The sequence below is a fragment of the Streptococcus parasanguinis ATCC 15912 genome (assembly GCF_000164675.2).
Classification (GTDB): Bacteria; Bacillota; Bacilli; order Lactobacillales; family Streptococcaceae; genus Streptococcus; species Streptococcus parasanguinis.
The window spans coordinates 439,085-458,478 of record NC_015678.1 but is presented as its reverse complement, the minus strand read 5'-3'; the positions used below and the strand labels follow the sequence as shown (position 1 = coordinate 458,478).

General features: G+C 42.2%; 17 protein-coding genes and 3 tRNA genes. 6 read left to right on the top strand and 14 right to left on the bottom strand.

Translation table 11 applies throughout. The features are described from left to right. Positions 1 to 4: 4 nt before the first annotated feature. The 4 genes from HMPREF0833_RS02285 to HMPREF0833_RS02270 all read left to right on the top strand — a co-directional run bounded on the left by HMPREF0833_RS02285 (position 5) and on the right by HMPREF0833_RS02270 (position 2,468). Positions 5 to 1,117 carry a cysteine desulfurase family protein gene (locus HMPREF0833_RS02285; protein WP_013903521.1) on the top strand — a complete coding sequence of 371 codons (1,113 nt, stop codon included), beginning with the start codon at positions 5 to 7 and terminating at the stop codon, positions 1,115 to 1,117. Between the two features lie 9 nt (positions 1,118 to 1,126). After that, positions 1,127 to 1,474, top strand: coding sequence for a DUF1831 domain-containing protein (locus HMPREF0833_RS02280; protein ID WP_003015156.1), 348 nt, complete (start codon positions 1,127 to 1,129; stop codon positions 1,472 to 1,474). A 1-nt stretch (position 1,475) separates the two neighbouring features. Beyond that, the gene (locus HMPREF0833_RS02275; protein WP_013903520.1) at positions 1,476 to 1,691 is read left to right on the top strand and encodes a DUF4649 family protein; all 216 of its coding nucleotides are present in this window, start codon (positions 1,476 to 1,478) and stop codon (positions 1,689 to 1,691) included. Positions 1,692 to 1,820: 129 nt separating this feature from the next. Beyond that, positions 1,821 to 2,468 carry a redox-sensing transcriptional repressor Rex gene (locus HMPREF0833_RS02270; RefSeq protein WP_013903519.1) on the top strand — a complete coding sequence of 216 codons (648 nt, stop codon included), beginning with the start codon at positions 1,821 to 1,823 and terminating at the stop codon, positions 2,466 to 2,468. Positions 2,469 to 2,671: 203 nt separating this feature from the next. Here HMPREF0833_RS02270 and radC read toward each other — a convergent pair whose 3' ends face one another. From radC to gyrA, 4 genes are all read right to left on the bottom strand, one after another. Next, complete coding sequence (gene radC / locus HMPREF0833_RS02265; RefSeq protein ID WP_013903518.1) at positions 2,672 to 3,355, bottom strand: RadC family protein; 684 nt, start codon at positions 3,353 to 3,355, stop codon at positions 2,672 to 2,674. A gap of 54 nt (positions 3,356 to 3,409) precedes the next feature. Beyond that, complete coding sequence (locus tag HMPREF0833_RS02260) at positions 3,410 to 3,688, bottom strand: hypothetical protein (RefSeq protein WP_003014791.1); 279 nt, start codon at positions 3,686 to 3,688, stop codon at positions 3,410 to 3,412. Positions 3,689 to 3,862: 174 nt separating this feature from the next. Further along, positions 3,863 to 4,606 carry a class A sortase gene (locus HMPREF0833_RS02255; protein ID WP_013903517.1) on the bottom strand — a complete coding sequence of 248 codons (744 nt, stop codon included), beginning with the start codon at positions 4,604 to 4,606 and terminating at the stop codon, positions 3,863 to 3,865. Between the two features lie 13 nt (positions 4,607 to 4,619). Then, positions 4,620 to 7,076, bottom strand: coding sequence for a DNA gyrase subunit A (gyrA, locus tag HMPREF0833_RS02250; RefSeq protein ID WP_003014796.1), 2,457 nt, complete (start codon positions 7,074 to 7,076; stop codon positions 4,620 to 4,622). Positions 7,077 to 7,274: 198 nt separating this feature from the next. On the opposite strand from gyrA, the gene HMPREF0833_RS02245 reads away from it, so the two are divergent. Continuing rightward, entirely contained in the window at positions 7,275 to 8,261 is a 987-nt protein-coding gene (locus tag HMPREF0833_RS02245; protein ID WP_003014794.1) for an L-lactate dehydrogenase, read from the top strand. Positions 8,262 to 8,355: 94 nt separating this feature from the next. Here the strand turns inward: HMPREF0833_RS02245 and HMPREF0833_RS02240 are convergent. From HMPREF0833_RS02240 to parE, 9 genes are all read right to left on the bottom strand, one after another. After that, positions 8,356 to 8,427, bottom strand: a tRNA-Arg gene (locus HMPREF0833_RS02240). Positions 8,428 to 8,658: 231 nt separating this feature from the next. Further along, the gene (rpsA, locus tag HMPREF0833_RS02235) at positions 8,659 to 9,858 is read right to left on the bottom strand and encodes a 30S ribosomal protein S1 (protein WP_003019229.1); all 1,200 of its coding nucleotides are present in this window, start codon (positions 9,856 to 9,858) and stop codon (positions 8,659 to 8,661) included. Between the two features lie 168 nt (positions 9,859 to 10,026). Further along, positions 10,027 to 10,098: transfer RNA gene (locus HMPREF0833_RS02230), tRNA-Gln, on the bottom strand. Between the two features lie 49 nt (positions 10,099 to 10,147). Next, positions 10,148 to 10,228 (bottom strand) — tRNA-Tyr (locus HMPREF0833_RS02225). A gap of 52 nt (positions 10,229 to 10,280) precedes the next feature. Next, positions 10,281 to 10,511 (bottom strand): DUF2969 domain-containing protein, encoded by a 231-nt coding sequence (locus HMPREF0833_RS02220; RefSeq protein WP_003003589.1) that lies wholly within the window; start codon positions 10,509 to 10,511, stop codon positions 10,281 to 10,283. 235 nt (positions 10,512 to 10,746) lie between these two features. Then, a complete protein-coding gene (locus HMPREF0833_RS02215) occupies positions 10,747 to 11,814 on the bottom strand; it encodes a branched-chain amino acid aminotransferase (RefSeq protein ID WP_013903515.1) in 1,068 nt (355 codons plus the stop codon). 122 nt (positions 11,815 to 11,936) lie between these two features. Beyond that, positions 11,937 to 14,390 (bottom strand): DNA topoisomerase IV subunit A, encoded by a 2,454-nt coding sequence (parC, locus tag HMPREF0833_RS02210; RefSeq protein ID WP_013903514.1) that lies wholly within the window; start codon positions 14,388 to 14,390, stop codon positions 11,937 to 11,939. A 363-nt stretch (positions 14,391 to 14,753) separates the two neighbouring features. Further along, positions 14,754 to 15,572, bottom strand: a complete 819-nt coding sequence (locus HMPREF0833_RS02200) for an aminoglycoside 6-adenylyltransferase (protein WP_013903513.1) — start codon at positions 15,570 to 15,572, stop codon at positions 14,754 to 14,756. A 55-nt stretch (positions 15,573 to 15,627) separates the two neighbouring features. Next, the gene (gene parE, locus HMPREF0833_RS02195) at positions 15,628 to 17,577 is read right to left on the bottom strand and encodes a DNA topoisomerase IV subunit B (RefSeq protein ID WP_013903512.1); all 1,950 of its coding nucleotides are present in this window, start codon (positions 17,575 to 17,577) and stop codon (positions 15,628 to 15,630) included. Positions 17,578 to 17,764: 187 nt separating this feature from the next. Between parE and plsY the strand changes: the two genes are divergently transcribed. After that, positions 17,765 to 18,409 carry a glycerol-3-phosphate 1-O-acyltransferase PlsY gene (gene plsY / locus HMPREF0833_RS02190; protein ID WP_041818182.1) on the top strand — a complete coding sequence of 215 codons (645 nt, stop codon included), beginning with the start codon at positions 17,765 to 17,767 and terminating at the stop codon, positions 18,407 to 18,409. Positions 18,410 to 18,543: 134 nt separating this feature from the next. Here the strand turns inward: plsY and HMPREF0833_RS02185 are convergent, their stop codons facing one another. Then, complete coding sequence (locus HMPREF0833_RS02185; protein WP_003003291.1) at positions 18,544 to 19,329, bottom strand: L-threonylcarbamoyladenylate synthase; 786 nt, start codon at positions 19,327 to 19,329, stop codon at positions 18,544 to 18,546. Between the last annotated feature and the right edge of the window lie 65 nt (positions 19,330 to 19,394).

The following is a 19,394-nucleotide window of genomic DNA, read 5'->3' as shown; positions in this document are numbered from 1 at the left end:
TAATGTGATATATTTTGATAATGCCGCAACAACTCCCCTTCTACCTGAAGTCATTGATAAAATGTCTGAAACCATGAAGACCACTTTTGGAAATCCATCGAGCCTTCATACTCATGGGCGGATGGCTAGTAAACTCCTCCGAGAATCTCGCGAGCAGATTGCTCAGTCTCTCCAAACTCTTCCAAATCGTATTTTCTTCACTTCAGGTGGATCAGAAAGTAATAATACCGTTATAAAAGGCTACTGCTTGAAACACCAAGCAGATGGCAAACACATCATTACGACCGCTTTGGAACACCATGCGGTTCTAGAACCTATCGAATATCTTGTAGAACGGTTCGGATTTGAAGTTACGATCGTCCAACCAAGAGATGGACGCATTCAGGCTAGTGATATCAAGGCTGCTCTTAGACCGGATACTATTCTTGTCTCTACCATGTTTGCCAATAACGAGACAGGTGATCTTCTACCGATTAAAGAAATCGGAGAACTCTTAAAAGATCATCCAGCTGCCTTTCACGTTGATGCTGTCCAAGCAATTGGAAAGGTCCCTGTCTATCCCGAAGAGTTGGGAATTGATTTTCTCAGTGCTTCTGCCCACAAATTCCATGGACCAAAGGGCGTCGGCTTCCTTTATGCAGCTGTCCCAGACTTTGATAATCTCATCCATGGTGGCGATCAGGAAAATAAGATGAGGGCCAGCACGGAAAATCTCATTTCAATTGTAGGGATGGCGACTGCGCTACAGCAAGCCACACTTCATCAAGAAGAAAATTTCCAGCAAGTTCAAAAACTCGGTCAAGAACTAGTTAATGGTTTAGCAGACTACGACTTCTACGTAAATGCGAATGACGATCATCTTCCATTTGTTTGGAATCTTGGTTTCCCAGGCGTCCAAAATGATGTCTTGCTGATGAGACTGGATCTGGCTGGGATATCTGTCTCTACAGGCTCTGCCTGTACCGCTGGTACAGTTCAACCCAGCCATGTCCTAGAGGCACTCTATGGAAAAGATAGCTCGCGCCTAAAAGAATCCCTTCGAATTAGTTTTTCAGAACTCAATACCGTAGAGGAGGTTCGAGACTTCCTCTCAAAACTTAAAGAAATTTTATCATAGGAGAACAAAATGGCTTTTGAAACAAGTGTTTCATTGAAAGACTGCAAATATACCTATAGTCTACACCCAAATGTAAAAAAATATACCTTACGTGACAATACATTTGCTGTTACAAAAGTTGGAAATTACGAGTTAAATCGTTTGCTCGAAGCTGTTCCAAATAGCGGTGAAGGCTTCTTGCTTAAAATTATCTTCAACAAAGATCTCACAGGTTTTAAAATCAATATTACAGACAAGTCTGGACTTCGTCTGGTTAATATCTTTAAAAATCCAGAAAATGATATTATCCAACAAAAATTTTATTTCCTAATGGATAGTCTTGTCGAAAGAGAAATTTTCAACAAAACAGAGGTCTAATATGGTAACCCTAACTTATATCGATGCTTACCAAGTAAAACGAACGACTACTTATACCGACCTTGCAACCTGCATCCTAGCATTTTCAGGCTGTGTAACCTTGCCTGACTCTTACTCAATCGTATCCATTGAATACAAGGGAGAAAAGCTCCCCTATACAGGGCGAGTCGATGGACTCTATGCTTTTTTGAAAAAGGTAGAACAAGCTGAAAACTAAGCTGATGCTGATGGAACTCTCCATTGCCATCAGCTTTTTCTTTAGACAAAAATATTTTTGAAAAACCACTCTAGATAGTTGATTTTTTCACAATCTTCCTATACAATAAGAGGGAAAGGTTGTGATATTGTGAAACATGATAAAAATACACCAATTCCACGCGCAACAGCAAAACGCTTATCGCTCTACTACCGCATTTTTAAACGCTTTAACTCTGAAAAAATAGAGCGCGCCAATTCCAAGCAAATTGCTGATGCAATTGGGATTGACTCTGCAACTGTTCGCCGAGATTTTTCTTATTTTGGTGAATTAGGAAGACGGGGATTTGGTTATGACGTAAAAAAACTGATGAACTTCTTTGCGGATCTTTTAAATGATAATGCGATTACCAATGTCGCTATTGTTGGGATCGGAAATATGGGAAGTGCACTCCTCAACTATCGCTTCCATGAACGCAATAAGATGAAAATTGTCATGGCGTTTGATCTAGACGATCATGAACTGATCAATACCAAAAGTAAGGACGGAATTCCTATTTACGGTATTTCCTCTATTAAAGAAAAGCTCAAACAAGAAGGCATTCAAACAGCAATCCTGACTGTTCCAAGCGTCAAGGCTCAAGAAGTGGCTAGCCTTTTGGTAGACGCTGATGTCAAGGGAATTCTCAGCTTCTCACCAGTGCATCTGACAGTCCCTAAAGATGTCGTCGTCCAATATGTCGATCTCACCAGTGAATTGCAAACACTCCTTTATTTCATGCGAAAAAACGAAGAATAAAGACTTATACTTTAACAAGAAAAAGAGGCTGGGACAAAAGTCCTAGCCTCTCAATTATTTTTGGATTGTCGAGCAAGACGCAGTGGTTGAGTGGGCTCTACTACGCTGATTTCATCAGCTTTTACAGCCCTACTCAACTGTGCGGAGGTGGGACGACGAAATCGAATTCTAACGAATTACCGATTTCTGTCCCACTCTCTTTTTTATACCAAATAATCGGTTTCTTCACGGTAACTATAGTAGTTTTCTTCAGATACAATCAAGTGATCTAATAGGGTTAAGCCCATCACTTCACAGGCCTCTAAGACTCGATGAGTTACTTCATCATCATTTTTACTGGGAAACACGGCACCAGATGGATGATTGTGCGCCAAGATGATAGAGGTTGCCATGTGTTTTAGTGCATAATGCAGGATTTCACGTGGCTCCGCAATACTTCGATTCACGGTTCCAATAAAAATGGTCTGTTGATGAATAATTATATTCTGCGTATTTAAATAGAGGGCAACTAGGTGCTCCTGTTTCTTATGGCCGATTTCCTGTTGAATTTTATGGGCCAATTTCTGGCTGCTCATGATCTGTTCAGAACTCATTAATTCATCTTTATGAATCCTTCGTCCAAACTCAATCACAGCCTGAAGTTCGATGGCCTTCACTCGGCCAATGCCAGAGATTTCCTGTAGCTCCTCTAGAGTTAATTGACTTAACTCCTTTAAACTATTAACCGAGCTCAAAAGACCTTGTGCAATCTCATAAACGCTTTTTTGCTTATTGCCTGTCCGTAAGAGAATGGATAATAATTCTTGATGACTCAGCTTATCCACTCCTTCAGAAACCAGGCGTTCCCTAGGAAGCAAAGATGGTTCAATAAATGATATGTCGTACATAATTTCCTCCTCACTTATTAATTCGTAATAAATGGAGAAAATGACGACCTTTCATTATTTATAGGCGATTTCTTGCTTCAAATCATCTAACACTAAGACTTCATCTTTATTAAAGCGGATCTGGTAACCTGTTTGAACTTGTTCAAGCTCCTTTAAAAACTGTTGAATTTCACAGCGGATCAAGTACTCCTGACTCTGAGGAATGGCCTCTAAAGCTTGGTAGACTTGCTCTACTTCGTAAATTCCTTTCGTAATTAAACCATTTCGTGGAAAATCATTTACTAAGAGATTGTAGAAATGATGCAAGAGATGATAAATTCGCTCTTTCGTCACTATTCTACCTCCTTATCATACTCTTTCTCATCTATTATATACTGATTTTCCCTCAATATTATGACAAGTTCCTTACATTATATTACCAATCTCTTACAATTTTACAAGAATTTCTCCTAGCTTCGCTTCCTACATAGAAAAAGCCCCGGCATCTCTGCCTTGGGCTTTATTTTCTTAAAGTTGCATTTGATTATAAGACTTACTGAATGAGTCCAGGATGTCTTTGGGAGCCTTGTCATAGTCAACAGATGTTTCCAAATTTCCTTTTACAATCGTTCGGTAAGTCGCTGCAGCATCCTCACAGGTCACCAAGGTGATCTCATTAACGCCTTCACGATCTTGTATAACATCTACACGATCTGGAGTCACTGTCTCAACTGACGAGATGACATAAGTATAGATTTTTTCTTTGTCCGTGATGTAGATCTTCATTCCCGCCTTGGCTTTCTCTAAAGGTGAGAATAACATGGCATTTGCTCCAGTTAGGCCAAATACGTGGTGACTGGCAAGAGAATAATTGCCTTGCCCCATGACTTGGTTTTCCTTCATGGTCCCTGCTCCGTAGTAGAGGGCAACATTTTCAAGCCCCTTAAAGATCGGAAGGTTCATGTTTAATTCAGGAATCGAAATTCCCCCAATTACTGGTAGCTTTTGAGCTTGCCATTGGGCATTGATGACGGCTTCCGTCGAGAGTGACTGGACATGTTGGAAATCAAAGCTCGTCTTCACTTCTTTATTCTTGTCAATGGTTTTTTTATCGACCTTGATAACCTGGTATTGGTTGGTATGCCAAACCATAATCATATTACGGATCGGAGCATTGAAAATTAAGAGAAGCGAGAGAATAATCAAAAGTGTTGCAACGATGTTGATAAGAGTATTGCGTAAACTCTTTTTCTTTTTTCTTTTGCGTGACATGCTGTCCCCTTATCTATTCGTTTTCTTCCACTACTTCTTCATCTTTTTCATCGGGCTGGACAGTTGTAAAGGTCACAATTTTCGCATCCTGATCCAACCTCATGACTTTCACACCCTGAGTTGAACGACCCGTTTGAGAAATGTTAGCCACACCTGTCCGGATCATAACTCCGGTATCGGTAATGATCATCAGATCTTCATCCCCTTTTACGGTTAAAAGACCAGCTAAGGGACCATTTTTTTCTGTAATATTGGCGGTTTTGATACCTTTACCACCACGGCCTTTTGTTGGGTATTCGCTAGCCATTGTTCGCTTACCATATCCTTTTTCCGTGATGATCAATACTTCATCTTGATCCGTAACGACGCTAGCCCCAACAACCCTGTCTCCTTCGCGGAGATTCACACCACGTACACCAGTGGCAGAACGTCCCATATTCCGGACTACAGCCTCATTAAAGCGGACAGAATAACCATACTTGGTACCGATAATGACGTCAGCATTGCCATCTGTAAGGAAGACATTGATCAATTCATCCTCATCACGCAAATTCAGAGCTTTGAGACCGTTCTGACGGATATTTGAAAATTCAGCTACATTGGTCCGTTTGACTAAACCTTGTCGCGTCGTAAAGAAGAGATATGCTTCGTCACTGCGGTCTTGCTCCACATTGATAATGGTTTGAATCGATTCACCTTCGTCCAATTTTAAGAGGTTGACGATTGGTAATCCTTTAGCTGTCCGACCATATTCTGGAATCTCATAACCTTTCAGACGATAGACACGCCCCTTATTGGTAAAGAAGAGCAAATGATCATGGGTGCTCGTAGAGACCAGTTCACGGACAAAGTCATCATCTTTGACACCAGTTCCTTGAACCCCACGTCCACCACGTTTTTGAGCCGTAAATTCCGCTTGGTCCAAACGTTTGATGTAGCCTTTGTTAGAAAGGGTGATCAAGACATCTGTTTCTTCAATCAAGTCCTCATCTTCAAGAGAAAGGACTTCTCCAACCATCAACTCAGTTCGACGAGCATCGCCAAACTTGCGTTTGACTTCTTCCAATTCTTCCTTGATGATGGTAGCCACACGTTCTGGTTTCGCCAAAATATCAGCCAAATCAGCAATCAAGGCAACCAGATCATCGTATTCACTTTGGATCTTGTCTCGTTCCAAACCTGTCAAACGACGAAGACGCATGTCCAAAATGGCTTGGCTTTGACGTTCAGAGAGCTTGAATTTAGCCATCAATTCAGCTTGTGCTTCAGCGTCTGTCTGGCTATTGCGGATGATCCGGATCACTTCATCGATGTGATCTAAGGCGATGAGCAAACCTTCTAAGATATGGGCACGTGCTTCCGCTTTTTCTTTATCAAAGATGGTCCGTCGAGTCACCACTTCTTTCTGGTGCTCAATATAAGCACCTAAAATTTGGCGAAGAGAAAGAATCTTTGGAACACCATTTTGGATCGCCAACATATTGAATCCAAAATTGGTTTGCATTTGTGTCATCTTAAAGAGGTTGTTCAAAATAACGTTAGCCGAAGCATCTCGGCGGACCTCAATCACAAAACGAACCCCTTCACGGTTTGACTCATCACGTACAGCTGTAATCCCTTCGATCCGTTTTTCTTGCACCAAGCGAACGATATGCTCGTGAACCTTGGTTTTATTGACCATATAAGGGAACTCGGTAACAACAATCCGTTCACGGCCACTCTTGGTCACTTCAATCTCTGTACGAGAGCGAAGTACGATCGACCCTTTCCCTGTTTCATAGGCTTTATGGATACCTGATTTCCCCATAACGAGAGCACCTGTCGGGAAATCTGGACCAGGAAGAACTTCCATGAGTTCACGGGTCGTTACCTCAGGATTATCCATCATCAGCTTCACTGCGTCAATGGTTTCTCCCAAATTGTGAGGAGGAATATTGGTAGCCATCCCAACGGCAATCCCAGTAGCACCATTGACGAGAAGGTTAGGAAAACGTGCAGGTAAGACCAAAGGTTCGCGCTCACTGGCATCATAGTTATCTACAAAATCAACTGTATTTTTATTGATATCCCGCAACATTTCAAGAGCAATCTTACTCATACGGGCTTCTGTATACCGTTGTGCAGCGGCGCCATCACCGTCCATAGAACCAAAGTTTCCATGACCATCCACTAACATGTAGCGATAACTCCACCATTGCGCCATCCGAACCATGGCTTCATAAATAGAGGAATCCCCGTGTGGGTGGTATTTACCCATAACATCCCCTGTGATACGGGCTGATTTCTTATGTGGTTTATCTGGTGTAACACCCAATTCATTCATTCCGTACAAAATACGCCGGTGAACAGGTTTCAAACCATCACGAACATCAGGGAGGGCACGAGCAACGATAACACTCATGGCATAATCGATAAAACTCGTCTTCATTTCTGATGTTAAATTCACATCAATTAGATTCTTATCCTGCATTCAAAAAATGCCTCTCTTTACTTAATTCACCATACTATTATAACACATTTTAGCCTATTTTTCTTCTAAGGAGTACAAATGTAAAAACGTTTACATCAAGGATTCATACTGTATCAGATGACAAAGACTTTCAAAAGTGGTAGAATGAAATCGTATGAGAATCTATCTCAAAAAAATATGAAGGAGACGTTTAGACTCATGAATTTGACTAAACAACACAAAAAAGTTATCCTTGTCGGTGACGGTGCCGTAGGTTCATCTTATGCATTTGCACTTGTCAACCAAGGAATTGCACAAGAGCTTGGAATTATCGAAATTCCTCAATTGCACGAAAAAGCTGTCGGAGATGCGCTTGACCTTAGCCACGCCCTTGCCTTCACTTCACCTAAGAAGATTTATGCGGCTGAGTACGCTGACTGTGCAGACGCTGACCTTGTTGTGATTACTGCAGGTGCTCCTCAAAAACCAGGTGAAACACGCCTTGACCTTGTTGGTAAAAACCTTGCGATCAACAAATCAATCGTTACAGAAGTTGTGAAATCTGGATTTAACGGTATCTTCCTTGTAGCTGCTAACCCAGTTGACGTATTGACATACTCTACATGGAAATTCTCTGGATTCCCTAAAGAACGTGTTATCGGTTCTGGTACTTCTCTTGACTCAGCTCGTTTCCGTCAAGCTTTGGCTGAAAAATTGGATGTGGACGCTCGTTCAGTACACGCCTACATCATGGGTGAACACGGTGACTCAGAATTCGCTGTATGGTCACACGCTAACATCGCTGGTGTAAACCTTGAAGAATTCCTTAAGGACACTCAAAACGTTCAAGAAACTGAATTGATCGAATTGTTCGAAGGTGTTCGTGACGCTGCTTACACTATCATCAACAAAAAAGGTGCTACATACTACGGTATCGCTGTTGCCCTTGCTCGTATCACTAAAGCAATCCTTGATGATGAAAATGCAGTACTTCCACTTTCTGTATTCCAAGAAGGTCAATATGGTGTTAGCAACGTCTTTATCGGTCAACCTGCCATCGTAGGTGCACACGGTATTGTTCGTCCAGTGAACATCCCATTGAACGATGCGGAACAACAAAAAATGAAAGCTTCTGCTGATGAATTGCAAGCAATCATTGATGAAGCATGGAAAAACCCTGAATTCCAAGAAGCATCTATCAACTAATTCAATTAGAAAAGACTCTCAAATTTGAGAGTCTTTTTTTGAGCTATGAACATAAAATAAAAAAGGCTGAGAGACTTCTCAACCTTTTCTTCTTTCCACCCTGAGGGAATCGAACCCCCATCTCAAGAACCGGAATCTTACGTGATATCCATTACACTAAGGGTGGCAACTATTATAGTATATCAAATTTTCAAAAATTTTACAAGTAAAAAAGAGAGTGGGACAGAAATCGGTAATTCGTTAGAATTCGATTTCGTCGTCCCACCTCCGCACAGTTGAGTAGGGCTGTAAAAGCTGATGAAATCAGCGTAGTAGAGCCCACTCAACCACTGCGTCTTGCTCGACAATCCAAAAATAATTGAGAGGCTAGGACTTTTGTCCCAGCCTCTTTTGAATATTACAATTCGATATCGCCAAACAAGTCAGCCATTGAGAATCCAGTTTGAGTTTCTGGAAGATCAAAGTCACGTTTTTCTTGTTTTGGACGACGTGGGCGAGATTGACGTTTTTCTTGTTTTTCGCCTTCTTCTTGAGCTGGACGTTCTTCAAGAGCTTTGATAGAAAGTGATACACGTTCATCTGCAGCATTTACTTCAAGAACTTTAACAGTTACTTCTTGTCCAACTTTAAGAACATCTTTTGGATTTTCAACACGTTTGTGTGAAATTTGTGAGATGTGTACAAGACCGTCGATACCTGGCAATACTTCAACGAATGCACCGAAGTCAGTCAAACGTTTAACAGTTCCTTCGATAACATCACCAGCAGCCAATTTTTGTTCAACGCCATCCCATGGTCCAGGTGTTGTAGCTTTCAATGAAAGTGATACACGACCTTCTTCTTCGTTCAAGTCAAGAACTTTCACTTGGATTTCTTCACCAACAGTTACAACTGATTTAGGTGATACGTTGCGTTCGTGTGACAATTCTGTCAAGTGAACCAATCCATCAACACCACCAAGGTCGATGAAAGCACCGAAGCTTGTGATACGTGCAACTTTACCAGTTACGATATCACCAACGTTCAATTTACCAAATACTTCTGCGCGTGCTGCAGCTGACGCAGCTTCAACAACTTCACGACGTGAAAGGATAAAGCGGTTTTCTTTTGGATCTACTTCTTTGATTTTAGCATCAAATTCTTGACCTACGAAACGTTCAGTGTTACGTACAAAACGAGTATCAAGCATTGAAGCTGGAATAAATCCACGAAGTCCTTCAAATTCTACTGAAAGTCCGCCCTTAACAGCGCGAGTTCCTTTAACAGTAACAACTTCTTCTTCACGTCCGACCAATTTGTCCCATGCTTTGCGAGCTTCCAAACGTTTTTTAGATACAAGGTAAGTTACTGTATCAGTATCTTTACCAACTACTTGACGAAGAACAAGCAATTCAAGTGTTTCACCTGGTTTTACCAAGTCGTTGATGTCAGCATCACGATCGTTTGTCAATTCGCGAAGAGTCAAGACACCTTCGACACCAGTTCCAGAGATTGCAACGTTAGCTTGGTTCGCGTCAACTGTCAATACTTCAGCAGTAACAACGTCACCTGGTTCAACTTGGCTAACACTGTTTAGCAAATCTTCAAATTCATTCATCTAAAAAATCCTCCAACAATCAAGTTTTCTATAACTTGACATACTTATAATTATTTTTCCTAAGCAAGCACTCGCAATGAGATCAACTACAATCTTTAACGACTCATCCTATAAAGAAATAAAATACCTGGATAGATATTTTATCACTTATCTGATATTACCTAAGAACTGGGGTAGCTGGATTCGAACCAACGCATGAGGGAGTCAAAGTCCCTTGCCTTACCGCTTGGCTATACCCCAAAAAGAGCGCTGACATTAGTCACTTTATCATCGTCACAATGAACGCTAATGGAGAGAGAGGGATTCGAACCCCCGAACCCAAAGGAGCGGATTTACAGTCCGCCGCGTTTAGCCTCTTCGCTATCTCTCCATATAAATCAACAGGATCTATTATACCATTGATTTACTATGATTGCAAGCCCTTATTTATTCAAATTATAATTTTCTATTAAAATTTCAACGGCTTTTTCAAGTTTTTTGTAAAGTGAATCCACATTTCCATTTTTGATAATGGCAAACTGACCTGCCATGTCTGCAATTTCACCAATCGTTTTCTTTCCAATGGACAAAGTGAATCCATCAAAAGTGTCTTTTCCGACGGTTACTTTACTATCAACGATTTGAATCTCAATTTTCTTATCTTTTTTACTCATTTCAACCCTCTTTTCACTTTTTCTATTTTACAAAAATTCTCTTGATGACGCAAGAGAAAAGGGAGTGGGTCAGAAAGAATTTAGTTAGAAATTCCTTCTTTATCCCACCCCCGCAAGAGTCATTCGTCACCCTTCTATTCCTAAAAGCGAATGAAGAGTAACATTAGCTACTGCGTCCTTCGTTAAGGCTGTTTCTCATTGAAGCCTGGACACTTTTGTCTCAGACTCTTTCGGTTTAATCGACTTTGACAATCCATCCTTCTGGCGCTTCGACATCACCAAATTGGATACCGGTCAACTCGTCATAAAGCTTCCGTGTGATAGGACCTACTTCTGTTTCAGAATAGAAGACATGGAAGTCATCCCCGTGTTGAACACCTCCGATTGGAGAGATGACAGCTGCGGTACCACAAGCTCCTGCTTCTACAAAGCGATCCAAGTCATTGATAAAGACATCCCCTTCAATTGGTGTCATACCAAGACGGTGTTCTGCCAAGTAAAGTAAAGAATACTTGGTGATCGATGGCAAGATAGAAGGGCTCAATGGCGTCACAAATTCATTATTAGCAGTAATTCCAAAGAAGTTTGCAGAACCAACTTCTTCAATCTTGGTGTGCGTCGCTGGATCAAGGTAAATCACGTCAGAGAAGTTACGATCATGGGCAATCTTACCTGGCAACATACTAGCTGCGTAGTTCCCTCCAACTTTTGCAGCCCCAGTACCATGTGGAGCAGCACGATCGTACTCATCTTGAATCAAGAAGTTCGTTGGAACCAAACCACCTTTAAAGTAGTTACCGACAGGCATTGCAAAGATGGTAAAGATATACTCATCTGCAGGTTTTACACCAATAATATCTCCAACACCGATCAAAAGAGGACGAAGGTAAAGGGTAGCTCCTGTACCATATGGTGGAACATACTCTTCATTTGCTTTTACGACTGCCTTACAAGCATCCACAAACATATCTGTTGGAACTTGAGGCATCAGCAAACGATCCGCCGTACGTTGCAAACGTTTGGCGTTTTGATCTGGACGGAACAATTGGATGCTTCCATCTTTTGTACGGTAGGCTTTTAAGCCTTCAAAGGCTTGCTGACCGTAATGCAAACTTGGAGAAGATTCGGATATATGCAAGGTCGCATCTTCTGTCAATTCTCCCTTTTCCCAAGCTCCATTGCGATAATACGCCAAATAACGATAGGGTAATTTCATATATGAAAAGCCAAGGTTTTCCCAATCAAGTGATACTGTCATGATCGTGCTCCTTAATTTTTTCTTTTTGACCTGGTTCAGGTCCATTTAGTTTCTCAATCTATGTAGACTATTGTACACCATTTCATGAGAATTTCAAGTGATATTTTCAATTTTCAGAAAATTTATTTTTAAAGAAAGTCAGTCCTAGAATGGACCGACCCCTTTTTTTATTTGATAGTGGCTGAAAAAACTTCTTGATCCGAAATGGTATCATTGACAAAGGATCCATTGCTTGTTCTTTCAGAAATGCTTAATTGTGTCAAATCAACCTCGGTCACCTGTCCAGTGGTAGACGTAATGGCAAGAATTTGATCTTGCTCTCCTACTTCTTCCTGGCTCGTAAAGAGATCAAAATCTCCTTGGTCCGTGAAAACTGGACCTGCCTTGAAGACGCGGTGGGGTTTATTTTTCAACTCACGCAAGACCTGTAGGCCACGTTTAGCACGGCTAGTTACAGGAATATCGTCTTGCAACATCCGTTTGAGACTGCCTCGCTGGGTTAAAATATACATACTTGGAGTCGTCGACTTAAAGGTGGCAGCGACTTGATCCCCGTCTTTGAGGTTAATAGCTTTAACCCCTGCAGCTTTGGCTCCTACGACAGGGACCTCTTCAATATTAAAGCGCAACCCATAACCATTTTTGGTAATGATCATGATGTCCTCGAAGACAACTGGTGCAACCGCTACGATACGGTCCTCTTGGTCTTTTATCTTAGCATACTTAGTCGATTTAGAACGATAAGTCCGCCATGGGCTCAATTCCTTGCGTTCAAAACGCTTGATTTGGCCTTGTTGAGTTGCAGCAAAGTAGGTCACTCCTTCAAACTGATCCACAACCTCCGCAAAGAGAATTTCTTCCTCTTGCTCGAAATTGGTCAAAGTCTGACTAAGGTGCTCTCCGATATCCTTCCACTTAGTATCTGTCAATTCATGAATTGGTCGATAAATGGCATTTCCCAAGTTGGTAAAGAGTAAAAGATGCTGGGTGGTCTTAGCAGGCTCTACGAAAATCAACTCGTCATCATCTCGTTTTCCAACTTCTTCCAGTGTTGAGGCATTGAACGAACGAGGAGAGGTCCGTTTAATGTAACCAGCACGGGTCACGCTAACGAAGGTTTCTTCTTCGACAATGAGACTGGCTGTATCAATCTCGATCGTTTTAGCAGTATCTTGCAGCTCACTGCGACGAGGGTTGCCAAAGAGCTTCTTGACTTCACGCAATTCCTTCTTCATGAGATTGAACATGGTCCGTTCGTCCCCAATGATGGCTGCTAAGGTCGCGATTTGCTCCTTGAGGTTAGCATGCTCTTCTTCCAAGGTGACGATATCTGTATTGGTCAAACGGTACAATTGCAAGGTGACAATGGCTTCTGCTTGCTCTTCTGTGAAATCGTAGCTAACCTTGAGGTTTTCCTTGGCATCTGACTTGTTTTCAGAAGCACGAATCAAGGCAATCACTTCATCGAGGATGGAAATCACGCGGATCAGTCCCTCTACGATGTGGAGGCGTCGTTCGGCCTTTTCCTTGTCAAAGCGCGAGCGAGCGACAATGATATCCCGACGGTGAGCAATGTAGCTAGAGAGAATCGGCACAATCCCCACTTGACGAGGGGTATAATTGTCAATCGCCACCATATTGAAGTTGTAGTTGACTTGCAAGTCTGTATACTTGAACAAGTAATTCAAGATCAAATCTGCATTGGCATCTTTCTTGAGCTCAATGGCAATGCGAAGACCATCTCGGTCAGACTCATCCCGAACTTCTGCAATACCGGCCACCTTGTTACTGACACGAACATCGTCAATTTTCTTGACCAAGACAGCCTTGTTGATCTCATAAGGAATCTCAGTGACGACGATTTGTTGCTTACCGCCTTTGAGTTGCTCGATATCTGTCTTAGAGCGGACAACCACCCGTCCCTTACCAGTTTCATAGGCTTTCTTGATTTCATCGCGACCTTGGATAATGGCACCGGTCGGAAAATCAGGTCCAGGTAGAAACTCCATGAGTTTGTCTACCTTAGCAGAAGGATGGTCGATCATATAAACCACCGCATCGATGACTTCAGCAAGGTTATGTGGCGGAATATCTGTCGCGTAACCAGCTGAAATCCCTGTAGCCCCATTGACCAAAAGGTTTGGAAAGGCTGCTGGTAAAACAGTTGGCTCTTTTTCTGTATCGTCAAAGTTCCAGGCAAATGGCACTGTGTTCTTTTCGATATCTTGAAGGAGATAACCAGCAATTTCAGATAGACGGGCTTCCGTATAACGCATGGCAGCCGGTGGATCACCGTCCATAGAACCATTGTTACCGTGCATCTCAACAAGAATCTCACGATTCTTCCAGTCTTGAGACATGCGGACCATGGCATCATAGATCGAACTATCCCCGTGAGGGTGGAAATTCCCCATGATATTTCCGACGGATTTGGCAGACTTGCGGTAGCCCTTGTCATGGGTATTGCCGTCCTTATTCATAGAATAAAGAATCCGCCGTTGAACAGGTTTCAAGCCATCCCGAATATCAGGAAGGGCCCGTTCTTGAATAATGTATTTGGAGTAGCGACCAAAGCGCTCTCCCATGATGTCCTCTAAGGACATATTTTGGATATTACTCATATAAGATACAAAGGGACGTTTCGGCTTGCCGAAAATTTCTGTAGTACCCTAGGGCATCCACATCCGTACACAACTGAAGTAGTAACGGCTGTGGAAAAACTAGGAAATTGATGCAGGATTCCATGAACCCAAAGCGATTTATCTTTTTTCCTAAGAAATTAGTCCCGTGTTCAGTTACTGAAAGTAACCAAACGATCCTTTCTGTAGTTTTTAATACGTGGTTAAATGATTGAATCAAGAGTTTCACACAGTATATAGGGCGTGTTCAACTCCTTTCAAAGAATGTTGAGTAGTCTTTTGTAGAAAGAGGATTCAGTTACATTCTGTAACAAAACCATCTTTCTGTAGTATAAAATAGATTCATTAATGATTCGAAAGTTTCTCTTTAGCATAAGAAATCATTTTCTCTGCTACTTTCTTATCGTAAGTAAACCCCATCTTTTGGGCCAATTCTTGCGCTTCACCATCGAATAACTTCATGGTAGCGAATAAGGACTGACCAATCTTCTCTATACTAGATAGATCAAGAAGTGCTGAGAACACCTTTTCCTTCTCTGCAGGCAAATAGTGAAAGAGGTACTTGTAGTTCTTTCCGATGTCAACTATTCCCTTATCACTTGCTACCTGCCAAGCTAGTATCTTGAGGAGTTCTTGCTGGCAAACGCCATAGAGGTGATCGGTCGCATAGATGAGCTGATTTCTTCGAATCCCTTTGACGACATAAGCCGATACCCACCAAAATTCATTGCAAGTAGCTGCAAACTCCTCTTCAGTAGGCGAACCGGTCCAGTAGCGCTTGGCATTAGGCTGATAGGCTTCAAACAAACTATTTTCGTCTTTTAGCACTCTGAAACCTGCTTCGCTGTCCACCCACTCTTGGATATACTCCTTGGGGCAGAGGGTTAAATCAATACGATTCCCATCTTCAAAGAGCATGAGATACAGACGACGATGGTCTACTACGTTATGTTGGGAAATCAGGAGGTTTCCGAACTGATCCAACCAGGATAAATCTGAAATCAGGTCTTCTAGATCATCAACTATATAGACCACATCGTAATCTTGAAACTCATCTTTTACGGACTGAGGATTCGTTCGGGATCCGGATAAAGCAATTGCTTCTACTTTTAGAGTATCAGCTATCTGCAAGATCAGAGTCATCATTTCTGTATCAGTTCTCATGTCGATTCCTTAATATTTCTACATTACGGCTTATTTATTTTATAGTAGAAAGTAATTAAAATACCGTATTTTCTTCCAAGGTAAACTTAACGTTATCTTCGATCCATTGGCGGCGAGGGGCAGCCTTATCGCCCATTAGGACAGAGACGCGGCGTTCTGCACGAGCTAGATCATCAATGGTGACACGGATCAAGGTACGAGTTTCTGGATTCATGGTGGTTTCCCAAAGCTGATCCGCATTCATTTCCCCCAACCCTTTGTATCGTTGGAGGGTTGCTCCACGGCCAAAGGTCCGACGCAACTCCTCTAATTCGCTATCTGTCCAAGCATAGGCCACTTCTTCTTTCTTGCCTTTACCTTTGGACATCTTATAAAGAGGAGGAAGCGCAATGTAGACATGTCCAGCTTCTACCAAAGGTCGCATATAGCGATAGAAGAAGGTTAAGAGAAGGGTTTGAATGTGGGCACCATCTGTATCCGCATCGGTCATGATAATGATCTTATCGTAGTTGGCATCTTCCACAGAGAAATCTGCCCCAACTCCTGCACCAATGGTGTAGATCATGGTGTTGATTTCCTCGTTCTTGAGGATATCACTCATATTGGCTTTCTCAGTATTGAGAACCTTCCCACGAAGAGGGAGAATCGCTTGGAACTTACGGTCCCGTCCTTGTTTGGCAGAACCGCCAGCAGAGTCTCCTTCGACTAGATAGAGTTCATTTTTCTTAGGATTTTTAGACTGGGCTGGTGTCAATTTACCAGATAAAAGTCCTTTGTCCTTTTTGCTCTTCTTGCCATTTCGGCTTTCATCCCGCGCTTTTCGAGCTGCTTCACGCGCATCCCGGGCCTTAATAGCCTTACGAATGAGATTAGAAGCCAACTCTCCATTTTCCATGAGGAAGAAGGTCAATTTATCAGAAACAATGCTATCAACGACTGGACGAGCCAAGGGACTTCCTAATTTGTCTTTGGTTTGCCCTTCAAATTGCAAATGAGCTTCTGGGACCAAGATTGAAAGAACGGCAGACAAACCTTCGCGGTAGTCTGATCCTTCCAGATTTTTGTCTTTTTCCTTGAGAAGTCCTGTCTTTCTTGCATAGTCGTTCATGGCCTTGGTAATGGCTGTCTTCAGACCTGTCTCGTGGGTTCCCCCATCTTTGGTGCGGACATTATTTACGAAGGACAAGATATTATCTGAGTAACCATCATTGTATTGCATGGCTACTTCTACCTGAAAACCATCTGATTCACCACTAAAGTAAAGAACAGGTGTCAAAGTTTCCTTATCTTCGTTCAAGTACTCTACAAAATCTTGGACACCATTTTCATAATGAAAGGCCACATGGTTGTCTTCTTCCTTGCGGAGGTCGGTCAGCGTCAGCGTCACGTCCTTAAGCAAGAAGGCTGATTCTTTGATCCGCTCAGCAATGGTATTAAATTTGAAATCCGTCGTTGAAAAGATGGTTGGATCCGGCATGAAGGTGACCTTGGTCCCTGTCTTAGACTTGGGAGCCGTTCCTATCTTCTCAAGAGTAGTGACAGGCTTCCCGCCATCTTCAAAGCGTTGTTTGTAGACAGCTCCATCACGGGTAATTTCTACCTCAAGCCAACTAGAAAGGGCATTGACGACAGAAGATCCCACTCCGTGAAGACCTCCAGATGTCTTATAACCTCCTTGACCAAACTTCCCTCCGGCGTGGAGGACCGTAAAAATCACCTCAACGGTTGGTTTGCCCATAGCATGCATCCCTGTCGGCATTCCACGTCCTTGGTCTACCACGGATAGGGAACCGTCTTTATTGATGGTTACATCGATTTGTGAGCCAAAGCCAGACAAGGCTTCATCAACCGCATTGTCAACGATCTCCCAGACCATGTGATGCAAGCCGTTTCCATCGGTCGATCCGATATACATTCCTGGACGTTTACGGACTGCATCTAACCCTTCTAGTACCTGAATGGCATCGTCATTATAATTATTAATATTGATTTCCTTTTTTGCCACAAGGAACCTCCTGTTTGTTCATCTTTTCTATATTACAGTTTTTTAGGAAATTTTGCAAAATTTTTTCTCTTTATATGGAGATTTCTATATCTCAGTATAAAATGCTGGCTGAGCACTTTCTTCAGATGTCACACATGAACTCAAAAAATTGCTTTTTCTATTGATGGCTTTTTGTTATAATGAAAGTATGATAAAAGAAATAAGTGTTTTAATTTCAGCCTATCTATTAGGCTCCATTCCTTCGGGATTATGGATTGGGAAAATCTTTTTCCATATTAATTTACGGGAACATGGCTCGGGCAATACAGGAACGACCAATACCTTTCGGATTTTAGGGAAGAAAGCTGGGATCATCGTCTTTGCGATTGATTTCTTAAAAGGGACTTTAGCCGTTCTCCTTCCGACTTTCTTCGGAATTCAAGGGATCTCACCGATGGTCTTTGGTCTCTTAGCTGTTTTAGGCCACACTTTCCCAATTTTTGCTGGATTCAAGGGGGGAAAAGCAGTGGCGACAAGTGCTGGTGTCTTACTCGGCTTCTCGCCTATCCTACTACTAATTTTAGCTGTGTATTTTGTAGCCAGCCTGTATTTAACCAGTATGATCTCGTTTTCGAGTGTTACCGTTGCGCTACTCGCCATTCTATCTGTCCTCCTTCTCCCTTTGACTGGATGGATCTTGCACGGTTATGATCCGCTTTTTACAGTCATTGTCTTGGCCTTAGCGACCTTGATCATTCTCCGTCACAAAGACAATATCCAACGGATCAAAGAGAAAAAAGAAAATCTCATCCCTTGGGGAAAGAACATCACCCACCAACAACCAAAAAACTAGAGCCTGCGCTCTAGTTTTTTTGATCGGGCTACAAATAACGGCTTCTTCCTTGTTCGGAACATCGTTTGTCACTATTATACCATCTTTTATCCATTCACAAAAAAGCATCCCAAATGGAATGCTTTTTCTGTTTCTTAATAGTATTCCCCTTGGCGGTAGTTCCAAGAGTTGAAATGATCGGATAAGTGCATCATGATCTTATCGATATCCAATCCTTTACGGATCACGACTGGACAAGTATTGACAGAACGGCTACCTGCTCCTTGTTCTGGGATGAGTTTACCTTCTGCATCCACCATAGAAACCATCACACCTTGTTCATAGCGAGTTTCAATGGTCTTATCTGGCTGGATAGAAGCTACATAATCGTCGGCTTCGATGACCAAGTCCACAGCACCTTCGATGCGCTCACCGATTCCTTCGACTTTCCCGCGGTTTCCTTTCCCTGAAGGGTTTGCGGATGAAGCATAGACCATCTTGCCTTCTTTTTCCCACATTTCTTTGGCGATTTGCTCACCAGCTTTACCAAATTTGATGACAAAACAGCTGGTTCCACGAACGTCTGTCATGAGTTCTTCACGTCCATCTCCGAAAGCTTGCAATTTTGCATAAGCATCTTCGCGCCATGGAAGGATACAACCAAGCAAAATATCTTCATCCCAATGTTTTTGGTAGAAGGCTTCGATTTCAGGATTCAATTGAGCAAGGGCACGAAGTTCATCCATGCTTCCACAAAGAACCACACCAGGTTTGTTACGGTTGCGTTCTTTGGCTTCGAACTTCCGTTCCAATCCAGCCTTGTCACTGGTCATGATGATGTAGCCAACTTTTGTAGGGCAGACGATACAGCCACCCTCTCCTTTCAAAATATCAAATCCTTCTTGTGAAAGTTGTCCGTCCCATTGAATGTGTTTTGTCATAAGTCTCTTTCCTTTTCTATTCTTTTTAGTATTGTATCAAAAACTAGTCTCAATTTCAATATATT